The following is a 23,589-nucleotide window of genomic DNA, read 5'->3' on the forward strand; positions in this document are numbered from 1 at the left end:
GCATTAGCGGTTCGCGACGGACGCCGCCGCTCGCTACGGAAGGTAGGTAGCCAGAATGGACAGCCCGCCTAGTCAGGGTGAACGGGAGGTGAACACCGAACGGGAAGTGACGGGCCACACCACCAAAAGAGTGATGGCGTGACCAGCGCGTATGCGTTTTGTGACGCTACGTTGACTACCGGGCGTACTGGACGTCGGCGTCCCAAAGGGTGAAGCCGAGTTTCGTGTACACGCGGACCGCCGCGGAGTTGTCCGACTCGACGTAGAGCATGACTTCCTTGACGTGCTGTTCGCGCAGGTGACGCAGCCCGGCGAGGGTGAGCGCCCTGCCCAGGCCGCCGCCCTGGCGGTCCGGGTCGACGCCCACGACGTAGACCTCGCCCAGCTCGGGCGTGTGCACCTTCGTCCAGTGGAAGCCCGCCAGCCTGCCGTCGGCGTCGAACGCGAGCAGGAAGCCCTCGGGATCGAACCAGGGTTCGTCTTCCTTGGCGCGGACGTCCTCGATGGACATCGCGCCCTGCTCGGGGTGCCAGTCGAACGCGCGGTGGTTCACGTAGACGACCGCGGCCTCGTCCTTGCCAGGGACGAACGGCCGGATCGTGATGCCCTCGGGGAGCTTGGGCTCCGGCAGGTCGTTCTCGACGCGCAGCCGCATCCGCAGCAGTTCGCGCACCTTGCGGAAGCCGAGCTTCTCCGCGAGCTTCTCGGCGTCCGGATGGCCGCCGTGCGCCCAGATCCGCAGTGACTCCTGCGGGAGCGCTTTCACCAGCGCCTCTCCCACGCCCTGATGGCGGTGCTTCGGGTGCACGGCGAACTCGGCGACCTTGTTGCCACCGGAGTCACCGATCAGGTCGACGTGCGCGTACCCGGCGAGCTCGCCGTTCAGATGCGCGAGGAGGTGCCTGCTGCCGGTCGCGCCGGGGCGCATCCGCAGTCGCACGGCCTCGCCGACCGGGGCCACGCCATCGGTGCGCTGGGCCGCCTCCAGCAGACCCGTCACCTCGGCGGCCTGGTCGGCCGTCAGCTCCTCGAACCAGCTCAGTTGCGCCACACAGGCGAACCTACCGCGCGATCAAACGCTCATCCAGGACACGAGCGGAGTCGTCGATCTCCACCTCGGCCATCTCGGCAGGACGGCGCGGCGAGCCGGGACGCGGCGGGCGGACGAACTTGTAGCCCACGTTGCGGACCGTGCCGATGAGCGCCTCGTGCTCGGGGCCGAGCTTGGCGCGGAGCCGTCGCACGTGGACGTCGACCGTGCGGGTGCCGCCGAAGAAGTCGTAGCCCCAGACCTCCTGCAGCAGCTGGGCGCGGGTGAAGACCCGGCCCGCGTGCTGCGCGAGGTACTTGAGCAGCTCGAACTCCTTGTAGGTGAGGTCGAGCGGGCGGCCCTTGAGGCGCGCGGTGTAGGTGGCCTCGTCGATCACGAGGTCGCCGAGCTGGATCGCGCCGTCGCCACCGGGCGCGGTCGTGCCCCGGCGGGAGCGGACCAGGCGCAGGCGGGCGTCGACCTCGGCGGGGCCGGAGTTCGGCAGCAGGATCTCGTCGACGGACCAGTCGGAGTTGACCGCGACCAGACCGCCCTCGGTGACGACGGCCACCACGGGCACGTCCACACCGGACGAGTCGAGCAGACGGCACAGCGAGCGCGCGCCGACCAGGTCGGTGCGGGCGTCGATCAGCACGATGTCGTGCGGACCGGCTTCGAGAAGCGCGGAGACCTCGGGGCGCAAGGGGCGCACGGCGTGGGGAAGCAGAGCCAGCGCGGGAAGCACCGCCTCCGGGTCCGGGTCTGTCGTCAGCAGAAGCACGTCGATGCTCATCGCGGCGCCCTCCAAATCGGCCGTGGACGGTCACCTGGACCAGACCAGCGGCGTACGGTGACCGGGCCCCGTTGCCTGCGGATGACGGAGACAATACCGGTGCACCCCGAGAAAGTCCCAGGTCAAGAAGCCGTGCTCACACTTGTTTCCACAAGCGTCACGCCTGTTACATCCGTGTCACACGATGGAGTGCGCCTGCACGGTGTCCACTACAAGAGTGAAAGTGACGTCGCTTTCGTTGTGGGACACGGGTTCACGAACAACGTGCGCAGGCCGTACGTCGCCCGCGTGCTTGCCCGGCTGGCCAGGAACGCCGGCGTCGTGGCGTTCGACTTCCGCGGGCACGGACGCTCCGAGGGACTCTCCACGGTGGGCGCGGACGAGATCCACGACATCGAGGCCGCCGTCCTCAAGGCGCGCGAACTCGGCTACTCGAAGATCGCGACGGTCGGGTTCTCGATGGGCGCCTCGATCGTCCTGCGGCACGCGGTGCTGGGGGAGACCCGGCCGGACGCCGTGGTCTCGGTGAGCGGGCCCGCGCGGTGGTGGTCGCGCGAGACCGCTCCCATGCGCCGGGTCCACTGGTTGCTGGAACAACCGCACGGCAAGCTCGCGGCACGGGCGCTCGGGGTTCGGCTCGGCGGCAGCTGGGTACAAGCGCCGGAGAGTCCGCTCGAGGTGGTCGGACGCATCACACCGACCCCACTGCTGATCGTGCACGGTGACCTGGACCACTATTTCTCCGTGGACCACGCCAGGTCGCTGCACCGCGCGTCCTCCGGACATGCCGAGTTGTGGATCGAACCCGGCATGCGGCACGCGGAATCGGCCGCGACTCCAGACCTGGTAGACCGGATGGCGGCATGGATCGCCGTTAACGTCGAGGACGAGGAATGACTGCGCAGACCCCCGCACGGCCGCGAAAGAAGAAGTCCCGTCGCGGGAAGTTCCTCGTCATCACGGTGATCGTGCTGGGCGTGCTGCTCGTCGCCGCCGACTTCGCGCTCGCCGCGGCCGGTGAGTACCAGATCGCCCAGCGGATGCGGGAGAAGCTGCAGCTCAACGAGGACCCGTCGGTGCGCATCAACGGGTTCCCGTTCACCCTGCAGGCGTTGCGCGGCGACTACCGGCACGTCGAGATCCGCGCGTACGGCGTGCCGATCCGCAACGAGCAGCAGGGCGTCGACCTGCGCGACCTCGACGTCGAGGCCGACCTGCTGCACACCCGCGTCGAACTCGCGGACCTGCTCGCGGGCAACGTCTCCAAGGCGACCATCGACACCGTCAAGGGCAGCGTCCGGATCAAGGCGATGGACCTGAACCGCCTGGCGAACCACGTGACGCCGTTCGACAAGCTCTCGATCGAGCCGGACAACCGCGTCGCCACGCAGACCCCGGCCGACCCGCTGGTGCCCAAGACCACCGCCGCGGTGAAGCTCTCCGGCCAGACCAACGTCGCCGGCAAGGTCATCACGCTCACCGCGTACGGCCAGATCGCGCTGGTCAGCGGTGCCATTCAGATCAACATCGACGACATCGTGCTGGACGACGCCTCGCTGAAGCAGATCATCCCGCAGCTGCGTCAGGCGCTCGCGATCAAGATCGACCCGGGCACGCTCCCGTTCGGTGCGACGCCTACCGCCGTCGAGGTGGAGAGCGGTTCGTTCAAGCTGTCCGGCGAGATCGCGGATGTACCGTTGGTCCAACGATGACTGGTGTGTGGGCGCTGCTGGGCGCGCTGGCCGTGGCCGGCGCGATCGGTGTGCTGCTCAAGGTCCGAGAGGGCCGCATCTCCCGTGCGAAGGACTCGATCGACCTGCCCGCCCCCGTGCGCGACCTGCTCGCGCCGGGGGTGACGCTGGTCCAGCTCTCCACCACGTTCTGCGCGCCGTGCCGGCACGCGAAGGTGGTCCTGCGCGACCTCGCCGACCACACGGACGGCCTCACCCACGCCGAGCTCGACGTGACGAACCTCCCGGACGTCACCACCAGGCTCGGCGTCATGCGCACCCCCACGACGCTCGCCCTGACGTCGGACGGCACCGAGGTGTTGCGAGTCGGCGGCGTGCCGAAACGCGACTCGTTGCTGGCGGCGCTGCGACCGCATTTGCCCTAATCCAGTCGGGTGAACCTGCGTTGTTCCACCAGTTGGACATACCTCCCGCCCCGAGGGATTGAGGGCTACCCTCGCTGGCATGACCTTGCTGCTCACGAAGCGACGCGCGGTTGACCTGTGCCGCACGCGCAGCAGCCTGTGTCGCACGACGAGCTGAACCGGGCTGCTTGACGCCCATCAGCTACCTCTGACGGACTGAATCCCCTCGTCCGCATGCCCGGAGGTCGTCGTGCCCAAGGACTCCCCTGTAGACCCGCGCGGACCGCGCTTCTCCGCCTGGATGACCACCGTCATCCTCGCGATCGTGTTGCTCACCGGCTGGTGGCGGCTCCTCGCCGCCCAGACGGTGCTCTTCGCGATGTGCGCGTTCATCTCGCTGAAGCTGAACCCGTGGGGTCACGTCTACCGCTACGCGATCCAGCCACGCCTGACCCCGACCACCGAACGCGAGGAAGCCGCCCCGCTGCGGTTCGCGCAAGGTGTCGGCTTCGTCTTCGCACTGATCGGCACCCTCGGTTACGCCACCGGCCTCACCACGCTCGGCATGGTGGCAACCGGTCTCGCACTGGTGGCAGCACTGCTCAACGCGGCGCTGGGCCTGTGCCTCGGGTGCGAGATGTACCTCGTGCTGCGCAGGTACGTACCCGCCCTCGCTCGACCGCAATGACGACACGCACTACTACAGGAGCAACTTCCCATGAGCCGTGAGAACGTGCTGGTCTCGGCCGCCTGGTCCGAAGAGAACCTCCAGGCGCCCGGCGTGGTGTTCGCGGAGGTCGACGAGGACACCACCGCGTACGACGGCGGACACATCCCCGGAGCCGTGAAGATCGACTGGAAGAACGACCTCCAGGACCCGGTCCGCCGCGACTTCGTCGACCGCGAGGGCTTCGAGAAGCTGCTCTCGGCCAAGGGCATCTCCAACGACGACACCGTCGTCCTCTACGGCGGCAACAACAACTGGTTCGCGGCCTACGCGTACTGGTACTTCAAGCTCTACGGCCACACCAACGTCAAGCTCCTCGACGGCGGCCGCAAGAAGTGGGAACTCGACGGCCGCCCCCTGGACAAGGACGAGGTCGTCCGCGCTTCGACGTCCTACCAGGCCCAGGAGCAGGACCTCTCGATCCGCGCCTTCCGCGACGAGGTCGTCGACTCCATCGGCAACAAGAACCTCGTCGACGTGCGCTCCCCCGACGAGTTCTCCGGCAAGCTCCTCGCCCCGGCCCACCTCCCGCAGGAGCAGGCCCAGCGCGGCGGCCACATCCCGTCCGCCGTGAACGTCCCGTGGTCCAAGGCGGCCAACGAGGACGGCACCTTCAAGTCCGACGACGACCTCCGCGCCCTCTACGCCGAGGCGGGCTTCGACGGCAGCCGCAAGACCATCGCGTACTGCCGCATCGGCGAGCGCTCCTCGCACACCTGGTTCGCCCTGCGCGAGCTGCTCGGCCACGAAGACGTCAAGAACTACGACGGTTCTTGGACGGAGTACGGCTCGCTCATCGGCGTGCCGATCGAACTCGGTTCCGGCAAGGAGGCCTGATCATCATGTCCAACGGCTGCGGCGCCCCTACTCAGGGCGGCACGATCGAAGCGGGCACCACCGAAACCGTGCTCGAGGGCAAGGTCGTCTCGGACGGCACCCCGGTAGGCGGCGCCTTCGTCCGCCTGCTGGACTCGACCGGCGAGTTCACCGCGGAGGTGGTCACCTCCCCGGAGGGCGACTTCCGCTTCTTCGCGGCACCGGGCAGCTGGACCGTCCGCGCCCTGCACCGCACCGGCAACGGCCAGGCCGACGTGTCGGCCTCGGGCCCCGGCGTGCACGCGGTGCAGATCGCGGTCGCCTGAGACCCGCCAGGTCACCAGATCAGGTTGGTACGACCCGAAGGCTCCGGCGGTGTCACCGCCGGAGCCTTCGGCATCTGGGCACGTCTCGGGGGTGCCCCTCTCGCGAAGCCGCAGGCAAGCAGTCCGAGCGCACGCTCATGGCCAGCGCCACCCCGCAGGCAAGCAGTCACAGCACGCGCTCATGGGCACGCATCCCATCCGCGACGCCGTAGGCGAGCCGTCCTTACCGTGCGGTCTGGGTGGGGTGGCTTCGTCACGAGTCGTGCCACAGCTCTTGCTGCATGTGAGTAGCTGTGTCAACCCGACACGCTTTTCGTCGGGTTGACACAGCTACTCACATGTGGCCCGCTCTTGGTACGGCTCGTGACGAAGCCACCCCACCAACGCGCCCACCTACGCAACGCGCCTCCGCCCGGAGCAACAGGCGTGCCATCAACCCGCGCACGGCGTAGACCCCGGCTTTGGATCAGATTGGCGGGGTCTGGGGCGGAGCCCCAGGAATCAGCCGGAACATCCCCAAACACGGTGACCACCTACGAACACGAAACCGCCGCCCGCCAACGAAACCGGGGGACGACGCACCCCAACCGACGCGCCCGCCGAAGGCAGGGCCCGGTGTCCTCCACCACCACAACCCGGCACGTCACCACCAGCGAGATATCCTCTCCACCGTGGAACACATCTTCACCGGACTCCTGGTGCTAGTGACGATCGCCGTAATGTGGTTCGCCGGCTACGTCGTCTACCGCCTCTACTCCGACCAGCGATGACCAGCGGCGACGAGGCCATCCGCCTGGCCGAGGAACGAGCAGCCGCCACGAGGGCGCGCAACCTCCCCCAGTTCGACGACATGCCCGTCCCGGGCGACACGGCGAACCTGCGCGAGGGCGCGAACCTGCACGACGCTCTCCTGGGCGTCCTCCCGCTGGTGGGCGTGTGGCGAGGCGAGGGCGAGATCGTCTACCCGACGATCGACGGCCCGTTCCGCTTCGGCCAGCAGATCACGTTCGCCCACGACGGCCGGCCGTTCCTCGTCTACGAGGCGAGGTCGTGGCTGCTGAACGAGGCCGGCGAGGTCATCCGCCCGGCGGCGAGAGAACAGGGCTTCTGGCGTCCGCAGGAAGACGACACGATCGAGTTCCTGCTGACGCACAACACGGGCATCGTCGAGCTGTACTACGGCAAGGTGCGCACGCAGACTTCCTGGGAGTTCGAGACGGACGCGGTCATCCGCTCCGCCACGGCCAAGGATGTCAAGGCCTCGCAGCGCCTGTACGGCGTGGTGAACGGCGACCTCGCGTATGTCGAGGAGCGCGCCATGATGGGCCAGGACATGCAGCCGCACGCGTCGGCGCACCTGAAGCGCGTCGTCGGCTAGCTCGGATCGTTGGATCGTTGGATCGTTGAACAATCCTCCGTGAGCGCCGCAGGATCGTTGAACAATCCAGCGATCGGCTTGTCGGATCGTTCAACAATCCAACGACAGCGCCGGACATTCCCCGATACCTGAGCCGCCGACCGCGGCCAGCGGATCGGGCCCCGGCCGATCGCGCCCGCCGGATGCCGAACCGCGGGTCTGCCGACTGCCGGCCTGCCGACTGCGGGGCCTGCGGATCGCGGGCCCGCGGATTGGATTGACGGATCGCGAGCCTGCTGACGCGGCGTCTTGGATCGCGGCTTGTCGGATCGCGACTTGTCGATCGCGAGCCTGCTGGATCGTTCAATGATCCAACAACAGCACTGTACCTTCCCTGGCACCTGGGTCGCCGGATCGCGGCCCTGCGGATTGCGCCCTGCCCTGATCGCGCCTGCCGGATGCCGGCCGAAGCCAGCCGGACCGCGGGCCCTGCCGTAGCGGATTGCCGGACCCCGGCCTGCGGAATCGCGGGCCCGCCAGATCGTGGCCTGCCAGACTGCCCGCCGGTCAGGCAGGCCCGCCGGGCCGCACGCCGCCGGATCGGATTGCCGGATTGTTGAACAATTCGCGTGTCGGATTGTTCAACAATCCAACGATTCCCCGTAACATGGGTCCATGCTGCTGCGGCGCTGCGGAACCGACGCGCTCCTCATCGAGGTCGACTCACTGAGCGAGGTCGCGGCCGTCCGAGCAGCCCTCGAAAACCTCGACGGCATCGAGGAGCTGGTCCCAGCCGCACGAACAGTCCTGGTCAAGGGCGCGCTGACCCAGGTCAGGGACGCGCTGAAAACCATCGACCTGACCAAGACCCCCGCAAAACACTCACGCGAGATCACCATCCCCGTCATCTACGACGGCCCGGACCTCGCCCTCGTCGCCGAAACAGCCGGCAGCACCCCGGACGAGGTAGTGCGGCTCCACACAACCGCCACCTACGAAGTCGCGTTCTGCGGCTTCGCCCCAGGCTTCGCCTACCTGACCGGCCTCCCGGAAGCACTCCAGCAGCCCAGGCTCGACTCCCCGCGGACCAAGGTCCCGCAAGGCTCGGTCGGCATCGCGGGCGAGTTCACCGCCGCCTACCCAAGGCCGACACCGGGCGGATGGCGACTGATCGGCCGAACCGAGACAACTCTGTTCGACGCCAAGGCCAAGACCCCCGCGCTGCTGCAGCCGGGCGACCAGGTCAGGTTCGTGGTGGCATGAAGCGTCACATGAAGCGCAGCATCACGATCATCAGGACCGGCCCGCAGGCGTTGGTCGAGGACCTCGGCAGGCCCGGCAACGCGCACCTGGGCGTGCCTCCGTCGGGTGCGCTGGACCAGCACTCGCTCAAGCTCGCCAACCGACTCGTCGGCAACCCCGAAAACACGGCCGGACTGGAGCTCCTGCTCGGCGGCCTCGCGCTCAAGGCCAACGCGAGCTGCACGGTCGCCGTCACTGGGCCGCCCACCGAGGTCCGAATCGACGGCAGGCTTGCCGACTCGCACCACCCGGTCCACCTGAAGCAGGACGAGGTCCTGGAGATCGGTACGCCGCAGACCGGTCTGCGCAACTACCTCGCGCTGTCCGGCGGCATCGAGGTCGACGAGGAGCTCGGCAGCCGATCGACCGACCTGCTCTCCGGAATCGGTCCAGAGCCGTTGCGGGCCAACGACGTCCTGCATCTTGGGACGCCGAACCTGCCCGTAGGTGCCGATGTGGTGCCACCGCACCAGGCGTTGCACACGTTGGTCATCCCGATTCGGCTCGGGCCGCGGGACGACTGGTTCGACGACGCGGAAACCCAGCTGCGGCAGGGGTACTGGACGGTGTCGGATCGCAGCAACCGCGTGGGTGCGCGGCTCAGCGGGACCAAGCTGAATCGTCGTGACGGGGAGATTCCCAGCGAGGGGATGATCACCGGCGCGGTGCAGGTGCCGCCGGACGGGCAGCCCGTGGTCTTCCTGAACGATCATCCGACGACGGGTGGTTACCCCGTCATCGGTGTGGTGGACAACGATTACCTTCGTTTTCTCGGGCAGGCGCGGCCGGGTACCGAGGTCAGGTTCCGGCCGATCGACTGAGCACGGATGCCGTTGACGGAGTGGTCCAGACCAAATACCGTAACTGGCAGCCGCCGCGGAATCTCTACCAATCTGGAGTTCCGCATGCGCCGGATCCCTGCCCTGCTAGCAGTTCTCCTCGCGGTGTTAGCCCTGGCGGTCCCTGCACAGGCCGCCACCGGCATCACCGCGACCTTCTCCCGCACCGGCACGAGTGCCAAGTTCGTCGTCGCCAACGCGAGCACGACCGCGCTCAACGGGTGGTCGGTCAAGTTCGATCTGCCGGCCGGTGTCACGGCCAGCTCCCCGCAGAACGCGACGATCACCCAGAACGGCACGAGAGTGACGCTCACTCCGGCCTTCTACATCAACAACCTCCCGCCGGGGCGCAACACCGAGCCGTACAGCCCCGTGTTCACGCTGAGCGCCGCGGCCGACCCGACCGCCTGCACGATCAACAACATGGCGTGTGACGGCACCGGCACCCCGCCGCCGGCGCCGACCGGGCTGACCGCCGACTACTCGGTGGCCGGTGGCGCGGCGAAGTTCATCGTGCGCAACCACACCGCCGCGGCCGTCTCCGACTGGTCGATCTCCTTCACGCTGCCCAGCGGTGTGACGGTGAGCAACGGCCAGAACGGCACGGTCTCCCAGAACGGCAACCAGGTCACCGTCACCCCTGCGCACTACAACAAGACGGTGGCGGCCGGGGGATCCACCGAGCCGTACAGTCCGGCGTTCTCGATCAGCCAGAACGTCGACCCGGTGACGTGCCGGATCAACAACGCGAACTGCGACGGCAGCGCGGACACTCCGCCAAGCACGCCAACGGGTCTCGCGTCACCGACGAAGACCACGCGCACGGTGAGCCTGCAGTGGAACGCCTCCACGCCCGGCTCGCTGCCGATCGCCGGCTACGACGTCTACAACGGCACGGCGCTCGCCGGCAGCTCCACCACGACGTCGACGATCATCACCGGTCTGAGCCCGAACACCGCGTACTCCTTCACGGTGCGGGCCAAGGACACCAAGGGAACTCAAAGCCCCCAAAGCACCGCGCTGAGTGTCACCACCAACAACCCCGCCAACGACACCACGCCCCCGACCGCGCCGGGCAACCTGCGGTCGACGGCGAAGGACGCGGGCAGTGTCACGCTGGCGTGGGACGCCTCCACGGACAACAGCGGGGTCGCGAACTACGACGTCTACGTGGGCACGACCGTGAAGACGACGGTCTCCGGCACCACAGCGGTCGTCAGCGGCCTCTCGCCGTCCACGAACTACACCTTCACCGTCAAAGCACGAGACCTCTACGACAACGTGTCCGGCGCGAGCAACGCGCTGAACGAGCGCACCGGTGACATCGTCGGCGGATACGCCCGCGTCGGGTACTTCGTGCAGTGGGGCATCTACGGACGCCAGTACTTCGTGAAGGACATGGACGCCGCGAAGCTGACCCACGTCAACTACGCGTTCGGCAACATCGATCCCGTCAACCTGACGTGTCTGCACGGCGTCACGAAGGGCACGAGCCCGGACCCGCAGGACCCGAACCAGGGTGACGGCGCGGGTGACGCGGAAGCCGACTACAGCAGGCCGATGAGCGCGGCGCAGTCCGTCGACGGCGTTGCGGACAGCGGCTGGGAACCGTTGCGCGGCAACTACAACCAGCTCAAGAAGCTCAAGGCGAAGCACCCGAACCTCAAGGTGCTGATCTCGCTCGGCGGTTGGACGTACTCCAAGTACTTCTCGGACGTCGCGGCGACGGACGCGGCGCGCAAGAAGTTCGTGGCGTCGTGCATCGACGTCTACCTCAAGGGCAACCTGCCCGTGTACAACGGCGCCGGCGGCCCCGGCACGGCGGCAGGCATCTTCGACGGCTTCGACCTCGACTGGGAGTGGCCGGGTGCGGAAGGCCACGCGGGCAACCACTTCGGCCCGCAGGACAAGGTCAACAACTCGCTGTTGATCGAGGAGTTCCGCCGGCAGATGGACGCGTACAGCACCACCACGGGCAAGCGCTACCAGCTCACGGCGTTCACCCCGGCCGACCCCGCCAAGATCGAGGCGGGCTGGGAGCTCGGACGGGTCGCGCAGTCGATGGACATCTTCAACGTCCAGGGCTACGACTTCCACGGCTCCGGCAGCGACAACTCGTGGGAGCCCAACCGGACCGGCCACCAGGGCAACCTGTACCCGGACCCGGACGACCCGTACACGACCAAGTTCAGCGTCGAGAGCACCGTCCAGGCCTACCTCGACGCCGGAGTGCCGTCACGCAAGATCACGCTCGGACTCGCGTTCTACGGCCGCGGCTGGCAGAACGTGGTCGACGGCGGCAAGAACGGTGAGTGGCAGGCCGCGGGAGGTGCGGCTCCCGGCCAGTTCCCGGAGGAGTCGGGCACGCGCGGGTACGCCAACCTCGTCGCCTCGGTGCCGAACTGCACCGTCTTCCACGACGAGGTCGCCGTGGCGACGTCCTGCTACACCGGCAACCAGTGGTGGACCTTCGACGACGTGTGGTCGATCCAGAAGAAGACCGCGTGGCTGAAGTCGAAGAACCTGCTGGGCGCGATGTTCTGGGAGATGTCGGGTGACCGCGGCCCGTTGATGGCCGCGGTCGACGCCGGACTCCGCTAGAAGATCAGTACTCCGACTCGTACAGGCCCTGCAGCTCGGTCAGCAGGGCCGACGAGTCGGGCAGCTGCTTGCCGTCCAGCACGGTCACCCGCGTGATCTTGCGGACGCTGGACGCGAGGAACACGCCCTCGGCGTCGTAGAGCTCGCCGGTCTGGATCGGCTCCACGAGCACGGTCCAGCCGGCGCGCCCGGCGGCGCGGAACAGCGCGTACTGCGTGGTGCCGGGCAGGATGCCGAGCTTCGACGGCGGCGTGACCAGGGTCTTGCCGCGCACGAGGATCAGCGTCGAGGTCGGGCCTTCGAGCACCGAACCGTCGGACGTCGTGAAGACGACCTCGGCGGCACCGCGGCGCTCGGCCTCGCGCAGCGCGGCCATGTTGATCGCGTACGACAGCGACTTCGCGCCCAGCAGCAGCCACGGCGCGCGGTCGGCGAGGTTCGCGTCGATGCCGCGGTCCAGGGTCACCGCCGACAGGCCCTCGACGCGCTGCTTGAGCACCTTCGCGCCGATCTCCATGCCGAGCGCGAACCCGGTGGGCGTGCCGTCCCCGCCCTCGACGCCGCGGGTGTAGACGAGCTTGAGGGCGAACTCCTGGCCGCCGGTCCAGTTGCCGATGACGAGATCGACCGCGCGCTCGAACTCCGCACGCGGAGGAGGCTGCATGTCGAGCATGGCCGCGGACCGGTCGAGCCGGTCGAGGTGGGGCGTGAGTTCGCGGGGCTTCCCGTCGACCACGAGGATCGTTTCGAACACGCCATCGCCGCGCATGAGTCCGAGGTCCTCGACGCGGATCTGCGGCGAGTCGGGGTCAGCGAGGGTTCCGTCGAGCAGTGCCAGCACGCGCATGTCGGGAGCCTACTAGCAGCAACTAACATGGCTGGTGTGGAGACCGCAAGAGGCCTGCGCAAAACGCTGCACGACCGCGGTATGAGGATGACGCCGCAGCGTCAGCTCGTGCTGGACGCGGTCAGGTCGCTGGAACACGCGACACCCGAGCAGATCTGTCAGCGCGTCCAGGAGACGGCGCCGACGGTCAACATCACCACCATCTACCGCACGCTCGATCTTCTCGACCGGCTCGGACTGGTTCGGCACACGCACCTTGGCCACGGTGCGCCGAGCTACTCGGTCGAAGATCACCAGCACGTACACCTCGTGTGCCACGTGTGCGGTTCGATCCAGGAAATCCCGTGTGAGCTTCTCGACCCGTTGGTCGGAACATTGCGGGAGCGCGACGGGTTCGAACTTGATGCAAGCCATCTCGCGCTGTCCGGCACGTGCCGCGACTGTTTGAAGCAGGAGCAGGAGATCGAGTGACCCTCCCAGGAGCCGTCCCGCCGCCCGACGATTCCACGGATGCCGGCGTCGCCTGGCACTACGGCGACCCGTTCGCCGAACAGCGCTCCGCCGCCCGTTCGGTGGTCGTCGTGGACCGTTCGAACCGCGGTGTCATCGCGATCCCCGGCGAGGACAGGCTCACGTGGCTGCACCAGCTCACGAGCCAGCACTTCGAGCAGCTCGGTGAGGGCGCGGCGACCGAGGCGCTGATCCTCGACGCCCAGGGCCGCCTGGAGCACCACATGGTCGTCGCGAACGTCGGCGGCACGGTGTTCCTCGACGTCGAGAAGGTCGACGACCTGCTGGCGTACCTGAAGAAGATGGTCTTCTGGTCCAAGGTGGAGCCGCGCGACGCCACGGCGGAGTTCGCGCTGCTGACGATCACCGGGCCGGAGACACCCACGCTGCTGGAGAAGCTCGGCATCCCGATGCCGTCGGCCGTCGCCGCGCTCGGCGAGGGCTTCGTGCGCAGGGCGTCGTGGCCGGGCCGGGACGCGGTCGACCTGCTGGTCCCGCGTGCCGAGCTCGCCGGCTGGTGGCAGCGGATCACCGACGCCGGCGCGCGCCCGGCGGGCAGCTACGCGTTCGAGGCACTGCGGGTCGAGTCGCTGCGCGCCCGGCAGGGCATCGACACCGACGAACGCACGATCCCGCACGAGGTCGGCCTGATCGACCCGGCCGTGCACCTGAGCAAGGGGTGCTACCGGGGCCAGGAGACGGTGGCGAAGGTCCACAACGTGGGACGCCCGCCCAGGCGGATGCTCCTACTCCACCTGGATGGTTCTGCCGACGCCCAGCCGGAGACCGGTGACCCGGTGACGCTGGACGGACGCGTGGTCGGCCGGGTGGGCACCGTGGCCCTGCACCACGAACTCGGCGCGATCGCGTTGGCGCTGGTCAAGCGGTCTGTGCCGGTCGAGGCCGAGCTCATCGCAGGCGCTCCCGAACGGGAGGTTCCCGCCCGGATCGACCCGGACTCGGTGCCTGCGGACACGCCCGGACTGGGCCGGGAAGCCGTTCGCAACCTGCGGGGATGACCCCCTAGAGTCGCGCCTATGTCCCTGGGCACGCTGATCACTGTCGCTCCCACTGGAGCGGAGCACGCGAAAGCCGACGTCCCGCAGCTTCCGGTGACCCTGGAAGAGCTGGTCAAGACGGCGCAGAGCTGCGAGCAGGTCTGCGCGGCGATGATCCACGTCCACATCCGTGGCGAGGACGCGAAGCCGTCGCTGGACCTCGGCCTGTTGAAGGCCACCGTCGAGGCGTTGCGCTCCGAGACCAGTCTCGTCGTGCAGCTCTCGACGGGCGGGTCGGTGCGCGACCCCGAGTCGGACCGGCTGCGCGTGCTCGAGGCGATGCCGGACTCGGCGTCCTGCACGATGGGCACGGTCAACTTCGGTGACGACGTGTTCATGAACCGCTGGGAGTTCATCGTCTCCCTGCACAAGGGCATGCAGGAGCGCTCGATCGTCCCGGAGTACGAGATCTTCGACATCGGGCAGCTCGCGTCGTTGAAGCGCCTGCTGGACCAGCACGGACTGCCCGCGGGCGGGCATGTGCACGTCGACTTCGTGATGGGCGTGCCCGGCGGGATGCCCGGCGACGCGGCGACGCTGGTCGCGGCCGTCAACGCTCTGCCGGACGGAGCGACGTTCTCCGCCACCGGCATCGGCCGGACGACCCTGCCCGTGATGTTCACCGCTTTGGGTGCGGGTGGCCACCTCCGCGTGGGTATGGAAGACACCATCAGCTACTCGCGGGGGGTGCCGGTGCGGGACAACGCACAGCTCGTGGCACGTGCCGCAGGTCTCTCCAAGATCGCCCAGCGACCCGCTTTGACCCCCGATGAGGCGCGAAAGCTGCTGGGTGTGCACATTTGAGACAAGTTTGGTGCATGGGATGTGTTGGCGGGTGAGGAGGATCTACCGCAGGATGGACACGTGATCGAGGTGCGTCCTGGCGGGCGCCGCCGAATCGACAGGGTGCTCGCCCCCGACTACACGGAGGGCGTCGAGCAGCGCCCGCTCGTCGAGGTGCGCGAACTCCGCGACGAGGCTGCGCAGGAAGAGACAGATCTGTCCTACCTGCGGCGGTTGTTGCACGCACGGATCGACATCGTGCGTGCCGAACAAGAGCGCCGCAGCTCGGGCGGCTCGGCCGTGGTCGAGCAGCTGGCCACCATCCTCTCCACGAACGCCGTGGGTCCCGCGACCGGTCTCGGCCGGTATCAGACCCATGAGCCGTCACGTGCTGATGCACACCAACGGCACGTCGAGGCGCTCATCTCCGACGTGGACCTCTCCGACGTGAGCTCGTTGACCGACGATCGCCTCGGCGACGTGCTGGAGACGCTCATCTCGGAAGAGGCGTCCGTGTCGGTGCGGCGGCGCGAGGTGCAGGTGGTCGTGGACCGGCTCAACGCCGAGATCGCTTCGCGCTACCAGCGCGGGAGTGCGTCGGTGGACGAGCTGCTGGCCGCCGAGCGCGGACACCACCGTCCCAAGAGATAAGACGAGCTTTCCACTTACTGAGCAGCCGACCTAGCGTGCCCGCATGGGGTACCGCTGGGTCGTGCTGTCCGTCGGGGCGTTGGCGCAGGGCACGAACGCGGCCGTGTTCCTCGGCCTGCCCGCGATCAGCCCGCAGCTCCAGCAGTACTTCTCCCTCACGTTGCCCCAGGTCGGGCTGCTTCTCGGTGCGGTCAACCTCGGCACGATGATCGCTCTCGTGCCGTGGGGAGTCGTCGCGGACCGACGCGGCGAACGGCTCGTGATGACCATCGGCGGCGTAGGTGCCGCGAGCTGCCTTCTCGCCGTGGCACTGGGCAACGCCTGGATCGCCGGTCTCGCGTTGCTCGGCACCGGACTGTTCGGGGCGAGCGTCAACGCGGCCAGCGGCCGTGCGGTGATGTCGTGGTTCAGCCGGGAGTCGCGCGGCCTCGCCATGGGCGTCCGGCAGACGGCGACGCCGCTCGGTGCCGCGCTCACCGCCGCCGTCCTGCCCGGGATCGCGATCTCGGCCGGGATCCCCACGGCGTTCGTCGTGCTCGCCGGCGTGACGGCGTTCGTGGCACTGGCGGTGGCCCTGCTGGTCCGGGAACCGCCCGGCGCGATCCGGGCGGGCACGGACCACGGGCTGGTACTCAAGGACCCCCGGTTGCTGCGGCTGTCGCTCGCCAGCGGGCTGCTGGTGGTGCCCCAGTTCACCGCCACCGCCCTGCTGGTGCCTCTCCTGCACGGACACCGCGGCATGAGCGTGACGGCGGCAGCGGCCGTCTTCGCCGTGGCGCAACTGCTCGGCGGAGCCGGACGGCTGGCGGTCGGCGTGTGGTCGGACCGCGCGCGCAGCCGGATCGGGCCGCTGAAGATCGTCTCCGTGCTCACCGCCAGCGGGTTCGTGCTGGTCGCGGCCTTGGACCAGGCGCCGTTGCCGTTGCTGATCGCGGTACTGGTGCCGACTTCGCTGTGCGCGCTGTGCTGGAACGGGCTGGCGGTCACCGAGGCCGGTGAGCTCGCGCCGGAGGGCCGTGGCGCCACCGCGATCGCCATGCAGAACTCGGCGAACTACCTGAGCGCGGCGCTGACCCCGTTCGTCGCGAGCTTCGTCGCGGTGCACGTGGCGTGGCCTGCGGCGATGGTGCTGGCGGCGGTGGCCGCCGTGGTCGCGCGGGTCCTGCTTCAGCCGTGGCGTTCCCTGCTGAAGAGTGCGAAGTCCTAAGAGCGGTACCTCCGGGTGAGTCGTTCGAGGGTGGCCACGACCTCGTTGGGCGACGGCTCCGACAGCACCTCCTGACGCAGCCTCTCCGCCGACTCGCGGAACGCCGGGTCGTCCAGCACCCTCACCACCTTGGCCCGCAGGACGTCCGGGGTCAGCTCGGCCGCCGGGACGTGCAGACCCGCACCCACCCGTTCGAGGTGCTGCGCCTTGACCGGGGTGTCCCAGGTCGCCGCCACCACCACCTGCGGCACGCCGGCCAGCATCGCGGTGGCCCACGTACCTGATCCGCCGTGGTGGACGATCGCCGCGCAACTGGGCAGCAGCGCGTGCAGGGGGATGAAGTCGACGATCCTGGCGTTCGCGGGCACCTCGCGCAGTTGAGCGCGCTGGAACTCGTTCATCGTGACGACCAGCTCGACGTCCAGGTCGGCAACCGCTTCCAGGAAGTCGGCCTGGGAAACGTAGTCGAGGCCTCGTTCACGGCCCGCGAGGCCGAGGGTCACGCACACGCGGGGGCGCTTCGGTTCCTCGTACACCCATGCGGGCACCACCGACGGGCCGTTGTGCGGGACGTACCGAACGGGGACCACGTGCAGGTCCGTGGGCAGCCGCGCGCTCGCGGGCAGCAGGTCAAGGGTGAACTGCCCGGTGACCAGTTCCTCGTCGAACGAGTCGCCAAACCGGGAGGCCACCTCCTGCAGCCAGGTTTCCAGCGGATCGTCCCGGTCCTGCGGGGCGCGCTCCTGCTCGAGCCGTAGGAACTCCTGCCGGGCACGCATGGTGACGTCCTGGCCCCAGACGATCCTGGCGTGCGCCGCGCCGGCCGCCCTCGCCGCGAACGCACCCGCGTAGGTGCCGAGCTCCCACAGGACCAGGTCCGGACGCCATCTCTCGGCGAACTCGACCATCCCGTCCACGAACGTGTCGTTGTTGAGCGTCGTGTGGAACCGGTCCACCAGCGACGCGTGCAGCTCGTGCAAGTAGTCCCAGGTCAACGTCTCCGGCGTGGAGAAGGTGAAGTCCCAGTCCCTGCTGTAGGACCGGGTGCCCGGCTTGCTCTGCGCGAACATCAAGTGGTCCTCGCCGACGGAGACAGCGGACAACCCGGCGCCGATGATGTCGTCGACCAGCATCGGATGGCTCGCCACGAGCACCTCGTGTCCTGCCGTCTGCAACGCCCACGCGGTCGTCACGATCTTGTAGAAGTGGGTCTTGAGGCCGACACAGGCCAGCAGGACGCGCATTCGGTCATCTCCTCAGATTCAACAGGAGCTGCAACACGCCGGCGACGGAGGCGGCCGCGACGATCCTGCGCTCGGTGATCAGACCGGACATGTCGGCCAGCGGGATCCACCGCATTCCGTCCGACTCGTGCGAGTCGACCGGACTGCCGACGCGGCGCGCGGCGCGCGCCTCGAACACGTGCTGTTCGGCGTTGCTGATGCCGGTGATCGGCTGGACGTAAGCGAGCGTTGCCAGTCCCGACGGCTCCCAACCGGTCTCCTCGACGGTCTCCCGCACACCGGCCTGCTCCAGCGTCTCGCCCGGTTCCACGGCGCCGCCCGGCAACTCCCAGTTCCAGGTGTCGGTGGTGAACCTGTGCCGCCACAGCATGAGCACGCGGTCCCGTTCGTCCACCACGGCGACGGCGACGGACGGAGCGATCTTGATCAGGTGGTGCTCGAACCGCGAGCCGTCGGGCAGCTCGACGTCGGACAGCAGCAGCTCGACCCACCTGCTCTCGTACAGCGATCGCTCGCCGTGTACGACCCAGCTCATCCGGCCGCCCTCACATCACCGCGGGCGAGCTCGTCCACCAGCTCACCCAGCGCGGCGAGCCGGCCGACCCTTGGGCTCCAGCCGGTCACCAGCCGGAACGCGGATGCGTCGACCTCCACACCGTGCAGGTCGGTCGCCTCGGCCTCGGGAGGCGGCGCGACCTGGTTCACCGGCACTGGCGGCAGACCGGTGCGCACGGACACCGCGGTGGCGATCATCGAGAAGATCACGCCGAGCGGCTCGCTCATCCCGGTGCCGACGAGCCAATGGCGTCCCGCGAGCGCGTCGGCGTGGTGGTGCGCCGCGACGAAAGCCCGTGCCACGTCATCGATGTGCACAAGATCGCGGCGTACCTCGCGGTCCCAGAGCGTCAGTGCCTCCCCCGCCAGCGCACGGCCGATCATGCCGGGCACGATCCCGCGGGCTCCCGTCCCCGGTCCGAAGATCGTGGGCAACCGCAGGGTCACCGCCCTGAGCACGCCCTCCTCGGTCGCGGCGGCGAGGATGCGCTCGGCTTCGAGCTTCTGCCGGGGGTAGGCGCTCACCGGCGCGTCGGGTTCCGAGCCGTCGATGCGGATCCGGTTCGGCACACCGACGGACGCCACGGTCCCGGCGAACAACACGGCGGGGTTGCGCCCCTCGGCCCGAACAACGTCGACAAGATCCCGCACGACACCGACGTTCACGCGTGCCACGGCCGGATCGGCCTCCGCGCCACGCCACGACGTGGCGCCGCCGATCTTCGCCACGAGGTGCACGACCGTGTCGGCACCCCGGACCGCCTCCGCAAGCTGTCCAACGTCAGTCAGGTCTGCGGTGCGCACCTCGGCGTCCACAGCCTGCCGTGGCACCGCGGCGGGCCGTCGCGCCACCAGCCGCAGGCGCATCGGCTGGTCGGCGAACGCCGCCGCGATCGCTGTACCCAGGTAGCCGGACGCGCCGAGCACCACGACCAGAGGCTTCCTCACCACGTCTCCTCCACGGCGACACTGGCCAGGTAGTCCGGCAGCAAGCCGAGTTCCAGCGCCTCGGTCAGCGTCGGCGCGGCGGTGTCCCGCTCAGACAGGATCGGCTCCACCTCAAGGTCGATCGGCAGACCCAGCGCCGGGTCCAGCGGCGACACGGCCTGCTCGTGCTCGGGGACGTACCCGTTGGTCATCAGGTAGGACATGACGGTGCGGTCCTCCAGGGCGACGAAGGCGTGGCCCACGCCGACGGGGAGGTACGTCGACCTGAAATGTGTCTGGTCCAGGAGGACCGAGTCCCACCTGCCGAAAGTCGGTGACCCCACCCTCAGGTCCACCACGAGGTCGAGGGCACGTCCGCTGGTGCAGTAGACGTACTTGGCGGTACCCGGCGGCGTCGTCGTGAAGTGGATGCCCCGCACCACGCCGCGCCGGGACACGCTGTGGCTCGCCTGCACCAGTGGTAGTGGACGTCCGGTAGCGGCTGTGAAGATCGAGCTCTGGTAGGTCGCGACGAACAGGCCTCGATCGTCGGGGAACACCCGCGGGGTCAGTTCGAGGGCGCCTTCGACGGCGAGCCTCCGCACCTCGGCCGCGGTCGTGGTGACCGGGGACTCGTTGAGCGTCATCAGTGCGCCTCCTGGTGCCGTCGCGCGCTCAGAGCCGGACGGAGTGGGTGTTGAGGACGGCCATGAGGGTGCGGGCCTGGACGTTCACGTACCGGCCGTACCGCAGCAACGTGTTCAGCTGCCCCGCGGTGAGCCACCGGTAGCCCGGCGGTGGGGTGGTCGACGCCTGCGCCTCGTCGGCTTCGACGATCAGGTAGCGCGCCTGCGCGTTGAGGAACCGGCCGCCTTCCTCGGAATGCACCGCCTCGTAACGGATTCGAGCCGGGTCGGCGGTGAGAACGAGGTCGAGGAATCTCGGCCTGGCCGCGCCGGAGAGGTGGGCGTAGTGCCGCGGGGTGTACTGCACCGTCGGCCCGAGCTCGATGGTGTCGAGGAAGCCGGCCTCGATCCGCGCGTGGGCGAGGATGTGCGGGACACCGCCGAAACTGTGGGTGAGGAACGCGCTCACGCCGAAGTCCCTCGGCTCGAACAGCGGCTGCATCCACGAGGCCACCTCGCGGTTGGTGGCCTGTGCCCGCACGGCGACGACCCTGAAGTACCAGTCGAGGTGGTGGTCGATCGAGTCAGGTCCCCGCGTCCACCCGCCGACCTCCGCGAGCGGAATCCTGTTGACCTGGACGGAATGGCGCGACCGCTCGGCGGCGTACCAGGAGAGCAGGTCGGCGTCGCTGTGCAGCGCACCGCGTTCGTCGAACGGGGCGGGCAGGCAAGCGAGCACCGTGCGCGAGTCCATGTTCACGACGTTGTCGCGCTGCAGCAGTGCACCGATCTGGCCGAGCGTGAGCCAGCAGAAGTCCTCGTCGAGCAGAACGTCCTCATCGGTCTCGACGACGACGTTGCGGTTGAACTTCCGGTAGAACCAGGCGCCGTGCTCGGACTGCAGCACGTCCACGAGCACCGTGCCCGCGGAACCGGTGAAGTACTCGATGTACTTCACGTCGGCGCCCTTGTGCACCTTCGTGTAGTTGCTCCTGGTCGCCTGCACCGTGGGGGAGAGCTGCACCAGGTTCGGGTTGCCCGGCTCCATCTTCGCCTGCATCAGGAAATGCAGGATCCCGTCGAACTCCTTGACGAGGATGCCGAGGATCCCGATCTCCGACTGGTTGATGATGGGCTGCTGCCACTCGGGGAACGGTCCCTCCCCGACGTTCACGTGCAGGCCCTCCACCGTGAAGAACCTGCCGCTGCGGTGTGCGAGGTTGCCGGTGCCCGCCTGGAAGGACCAGGAGTCCATCTCCGCGAACGGGATGCGGTCGACACGGAAGTCGTTGGTCTCGGCCCGGTGCGCCATCCACGCCGTGAACCCGTCCAGCGGCATGTACCGCGAGTCGAGTTCCGCGCACGACCGTGCCAGCCGCAGCGGGAGGTCGACGTCCTCCCGTGCGCGCAGTGTCGCCTCGATCGTCATCGGATCGTCCTGTCACTCGCCCCACTTCATATAGATGACCGGCGGCTCGCGGCCGGGCAGCTGACGCAGGGGAGCCCGGTCGAGGCCGAACACCTCGCGCAGTGCCGTGGTCTCCCCTGGCCACTTGGGGTGGGCGAGTTCGTCGAACGCGAGGATGCTGCCCTTGGTGAGGTGCGGGACGATCGCCTCGAGCAGGTCGCGCGTCGGCGCGTAGAGGTCGAGGTCGAAGTACGCCATCGCGATGATCGTCTCGGGGTTGTCCTCGAGGTACTGGGGCACGGTCTCGCGGACGTCACCCGGCACGACGAACGTGCGTTGTGTGTGGCCGAACGGTTCGCTGGCCTCGTGTGCCGCGAGCACCTCGCGCAGGTGTTCGACCTCGCCGTCAGGCATTGCGAAACGGCCGGCCACCGCGCTCGTGCTGACCTTGTCGACCTCGGAGATGTCGGGAAAGCCGGTGAAGGTGTCGAAACCGATGATCCGGCGCAGCGAGTTGTAGGGCTCGTACACGCTGCGCAGCGCCGTGAGAGTGGCCAGGTGACGGCCGTGCAGCACGCCGAACTCCATGATGACGCCGGGAACCTCCGGCAGCATGCGGTACAGCGCGTCCATGGCCAGCAGGTCCGTGAGCTGGTGCCTGCGCAGGTAGACGGCCAGGTTGTCGATCAGGTACTCGGGCGGGATCGGCGTGTTGACGAGCAGCTTGGTCAGCCGCTCGCGCACGTCGCGCTCCTGCTCCGATTCGTGGGGCACGAATTTCGGGTCGGTGAACTCACCCTTTGCCATGATGTTCCTTTCGTTCCGAGGAGTTCAGGAGAGCCACGCGTCGGGTGCCTGCCCGCCGCGGCCGACGGGCGGGAACAGCTCCTCGAGCCGTGCGAGGACGTGCGGGGGAAGTCGAGTGCCGAGAGCCGTGATCGCACCGTCCACATGGGATTCGACGCGAGGACCGATGACGAGTCCGGACAGACCGGGCTGGGCGAGCGCCCACGCCATGCCGACGACCGCAGGGTCAAGGCCGACGTCCGCGCACAGCCGTTCGTATTCGGTCACGGCGCGGCGATGCACTTCCAGAGCCTGGACCGCGCGGCCCTGGGCGGACTTCACCGCCGAGTTGTGCAGGAGCTTGTGCAGCACTCCGCTGAGCAGACCGCCGTGCAGGGGCGACCACGCGAAGACGCCGACGCCATGTGCGCGAGCAGCGGGAATCACTTCGAGTTCCGCGTGCCGCGTCACCAGGTTGTAGACGCATTGTTCGGAGACGAGGCCGAAGAACCCGCGATGCCGTGCGGTCTCCTGCGCCGACGAGATGTTCCAGCCGGCGAAGTTCGACGACCCGACATAACAGACTTTCCCCTGTGCAACGAGGAGTTCCATCGCCTGCCAGATCTCGTCCCAGCCGACCCTGCGGTCGACGTGGTGCATCTGATAGACGTCGATCCAGTCCGTGCGCAGCCGCCGCAGCGAGGCTTCGCACGCGGCGACGATGTTGCGAGCGGAGAGCCCTTCGTCGTTGGGGCCGCCACCCATCTGGTCACCGACCTTGGTGGCGAGCACCACCTGGCCGCGCCGGGTCGGGCTGCCGCGCAGCCACCGGCCGACGACCTCCTCCGTATGTCCTTTGTAGACACGCCAGCCGTAGGTGTTGGCCGTGTCGACGAAGTTGAGGCCGCGACCGAGCGCGTGGTCCATGAGCCGGTGTGCCTGCGGCTCGTCCACCCGGCCGCCGAAGTTCACGGTGCCGAGTGCGAGCCTGCTGACTCGCAGGCCCGACCGGCCGAGTTCGGTGTACAGCCCTTCATCAGCGGTGAGAAGTGAGGGGTTCGTTTCCATCTCGGCCGGAGCACTGGCGACCACGGGGCACCC

The 23,589-nt window shown here is 68.5% G+C and carries 26 protein-coding genes; 16 read left to right on the forward strand and 10 right to left on the reverse strand.

Annotation, left to right across the window (positions count from 1 at the left end):
* Positions 1–175 precede the first annotated feature (175 nt).
* Entirely contained in the window at positions 176–1,051 is an 876-nt protein-coding gene (gene mshD, locus BLR21_RS25640) for a mycothiol synthase (RefSeq protein WP_090009056.1), read from the reverse strand.
* Positions 1,052–1,061: 10 nt separating this feature from the next.
* Positions 1,062–1,823: a response regulator transcription factor gene (locus BLR21_RS25645; protein ID WP_030477863.1), complete on the reverse strand. Its 762-nt coding sequence runs from the start codon at positions 1,821–1,823 to the stop codon at positions 1,062–1,064.
* Between the two features lie 174 nt (positions 1,824–1,997).
* On the opposite strand from BLR21_RS25645, the gene BLR21_RS25650 reads away from it, so the two are divergent.
* The 11 genes from BLR21_RS25650 (at position 1,998) to BLR21_RS25695 (ending at position 11,886) form a co-directional block, all read left to right on the forward strand.
* Positions 1,998–2,720: an alpha/beta hydrolase gene (locus tag BLR21_RS25650; protein WP_256334932.1), complete on the forward strand. Its 723-nt coding sequence runs from the start codon at positions 1,998–2,000 to the stop codon at positions 2,718–2,720.
* The gene (locus BLR21_RS25655; protein WP_090009061.1) at positions 2,717–3,535 is read left to right on the forward strand and encodes an LmeA family phospholipid-binding protein; all 819 of its coding nucleotides are present in this window, start codon (positions 2,717–2,719) and stop codon (positions 3,533–3,535) included. The genes BLR21_RS25650 and BLR21_RS25655 overlap by 4 nt, the downstream gene beginning before the upstream one ends.
* Positions 3,532–3,939 carry a thioredoxin family protein gene (locus BLR21_RS25660; RefSeq protein ID WP_090009062.1) on the forward strand — a complete coding sequence of 136 codons (408 nt, stop codon included), beginning with the start codon at positions 3,532–3,534 and terminating at the stop codon, positions 3,937–3,939. The genes BLR21_RS25655 and BLR21_RS25660 overlap by 4 nt, the downstream gene beginning before the upstream one ends.
* A gap of 79 nt (positions 3,940–4,018) precedes the next feature.
* On the forward strand, positions 4,019–4,096 hold the full coding sequence (locus tag BLR21_RS44720; RefSeq protein ID WP_360045477.1) for a putative leader peptide: 78 nt from the start codon (positions 4,019–4,021) through the stop codon (positions 4,094–4,096).
* Between the two features lie 72 nt (positions 4,097–4,168).
* Positions 4,169–4,606 (forward strand): DUF4395 domain-containing protein, encoded by a 438-nt coding sequence (locus BLR21_RS25665; RefSeq protein WP_090009064.1) that lies wholly within the window; start codon positions 4,169–4,171, stop codon positions 4,604–4,606.
* Between the two features lie 30 nt (positions 4,607–4,636).
* A complete protein-coding gene (locus BLR21_RS25670; RefSeq protein WP_090009066.1) occupies positions 4,637–5,482 on the forward strand; it encodes a sulfurtransferase in 846 nt (281 codons plus the stop codon).
* Positions 5,483–5,487: 5 nt separating this feature from the next.
* A complete protein-coding gene (locus BLR21_RS25675) occupies positions 5,488–5,787 on the forward strand; it encodes a DUF1416 domain-containing protein (protein WP_090009068.1) in 300 nt (99 codons plus the stop codon).
* A gap of 766 nt (positions 5,788–6,553) precedes the next feature.
* Positions 6,554–7,165, forward strand: a complete 612-nt coding sequence (locus BLR21_RS25680) for a heme-binding beta-barrel domain-containing protein (protein ID WP_090009070.1) — start codon at positions 6,554–6,556, stop codon at positions 7,163–7,165.
* Between the two features lie 654 nt (positions 7,166–7,819).
* Positions 7,820–8,407, forward strand: a complete 588-nt coding sequence (pxpB, locus tag BLR21_RS25685) for a 5-oxoprolinase subunit PxpB (RefSeq protein ID WP_090009072.1) — start codon at positions 7,820–7,822, stop codon at positions 8,405–8,407.
* A gap of 8 nt (positions 8,408–8,415) precedes the next feature.
* A complete protein-coding gene (locus tag BLR21_RS25690) occupies positions 8,416–9,267 on the forward strand; it encodes a 5-oxoprolinase subunit C family protein (RefSeq protein WP_090009074.1) in 852 nt (283 codons plus the stop codon).
* An 84-nt stretch (positions 9,268–9,351) separates the two neighbouring features.
* Positions 9,352–11,886, forward strand: coding sequence for a glycosyl hydrolase family 18 protein (locus BLR21_RS25695; RefSeq protein WP_090009076.1), 2,535 nt, complete (start codon positions 9,352–9,354; stop codon positions 11,884–11,886).
* Positions 11,887–11,890: 4 nt separating this feature from the next.
* Here the strand turns inward: BLR21_RS25695 and BLR21_RS25700 are convergent, their stop codons facing one another.
* Complete coding sequence (locus tag BLR21_RS25700; RefSeq protein WP_090009078.1) at positions 11,891–12,733, reverse strand: aminodeoxychorismate lyase; 843 nt, start codon at positions 12,731–12,733, stop codon at positions 11,891–11,893.
* Positions 12,734–12,760: 27 nt separating this feature from the next.
* Here BLR21_RS25700 and BLR21_RS25705 point away from each other — a divergent pair, with 27 nt between their 5' ends.
* From BLR21_RS25705 to BLR21_RS25725, 5 genes are read left to right on the forward strand one after another with little or no spacing between them, the layout of a single operon-like run.
* Positions 12,761–13,204: a Fur family transcriptional regulator gene (locus BLR21_RS25705; RefSeq protein ID WP_090009080.1), complete on the forward strand. Its 444-nt coding sequence runs from the start codon at positions 12,761–12,763 to the stop codon at positions 13,202–13,204.
* A complete protein-coding gene (ygfZ, locus tag BLR21_RS25710) occupies positions 13,201–14,262 on the forward strand; it encodes a CAF17-like 4Fe-4S cluster assembly/insertion protein YgfZ (RefSeq protein ID WP_090009083.1) in 1,062 nt (353 codons plus the stop codon). Before BLR21_RS25705 ends, ygfZ begins: the two co-directional genes overlap by 4 nt.
* Before the next feature lie 18 nt (positions 14,263–14,280).
* Positions 14,281–15,105 carry a beta-keto acid cleavage family enzyme gene (locus tag BLR21_RS25715; RefSeq protein WP_090009085.1) on the forward strand — a complete coding sequence of 275 codons (825 nt, stop codon included), beginning with the start codon at positions 14,281–14,283 and terminating at the stop codon, positions 15,103–15,105.
* 60 nt (positions 15,106–15,165) lie between these two features.
* Entirely contained in the window at positions 15,166–15,735 is a 570-nt protein-coding gene (locus tag BLR21_RS25720) for an RsiG family protein (RefSeq protein ID WP_090009087.1), read from the forward strand.
* A 43-nt stretch (positions 15,736–15,778) separates the two neighbouring features.
* Positions 15,779–16,942 (forward strand): MFS transporter, encoded by a 1,164-nt coding sequence (locus BLR21_RS25725; RefSeq protein WP_090009090.1) that lies wholly within the window; start codon positions 15,779–15,781, stop codon positions 16,940–16,942.
* Here BLR21_RS25725 and BLR21_RS25730 read toward each other — a convergent pair.
* From BLR21_RS25730 to BLR21_RS25760, 7 genes are read right to left on the reverse strand one after another with little or no spacing between them, the layout of a single operon-like run.
* Positions 16,939–18,186 (reverse strand): activator-dependent family glycosyltransferase, encoded by a 1,248-nt coding sequence (locus BLR21_RS25730; RefSeq protein WP_090009092.1) that lies wholly within the window; start codon positions 18,184–18,186, stop codon positions 16,939–16,941. The genes BLR21_RS25725 and BLR21_RS25730 overlap by 4 nt on opposite strands.
* Positions 18,187–18,190: 4 nt before the next feature.
* Positions 18,191–18,721, reverse strand: coding sequence for an NUDIX hydrolase (locus BLR21_RS25735; protein WP_090009094.1), 531 nt, complete (start codon positions 18,719–18,721; stop codon positions 18,191–18,193).
* Positions 18,718–19,689, reverse strand: a complete 972-nt coding sequence (locus BLR21_RS25740; protein ID WP_218130961.1) for an NAD-dependent epimerase/dehydratase family protein — start codon at positions 19,687–19,689, stop codon at positions 18,718–18,720. Before BLR21_RS25740 ends, BLR21_RS25735 begins: the two co-directional genes overlap by 4 nt.
* Positions 19,686–20,315, reverse strand: a complete 630-nt coding sequence (locus BLR21_RS25745) for a dTDP-4-dehydrorhamnose 3,5-epimerase family protein (protein WP_090009098.1) — start codon at positions 20,313–20,315, stop codon at positions 19,686–19,688. Before BLR21_RS25745 ends, BLR21_RS25740 begins: the two co-directional genes overlap by 4 nt.
* A 28-nt stretch (positions 20,316–20,343) precedes the next feature.
* Positions 20,344–21,723 (reverse strand): NDP-hexose 2,3-dehydratase family protein, encoded by a 1,380-nt coding sequence (locus BLR21_RS25750; protein WP_090009100.1) that lies wholly within the window; start codon positions 21,721–21,723, stop codon positions 20,344–20,346.
* A 12-nt stretch (positions 21,724–21,735) separates the two neighbouring features.
* Positions 21,736–22,509, reverse strand: a complete 774-nt coding sequence (locus tag BLR21_RS25755) for a class I SAM-dependent methyltransferase (RefSeq protein WP_090009102.1) — start codon at positions 22,507–22,509, stop codon at positions 21,736–21,738.
* Between the two features lie 24 nt (positions 22,510–22,533).
* The gene (locus BLR21_RS25760; protein ID WP_338061068.1) at positions 22,534–23,580 is read right to left on the reverse strand and encodes an aldo/keto reductase; all 1,047 of its coding nucleotides are present in this window, start codon (positions 23,578–23,580) and stop codon (positions 22,534–22,536) included.
* Positions 23,581–23,589: the final 9 nt, after the last annotated feature.

Source organism: Lentzea albidocapillata subsp. violacea, from assembly GCF_900100275.1.
In the GTDB taxonomy this organism is placed as follows: domain Bacteria; phylum Actinomycetota; class Actinomycetes; order Mycobacteriales; family Pseudonocardiaceae; genus Lentzea; species Lentzea violacea.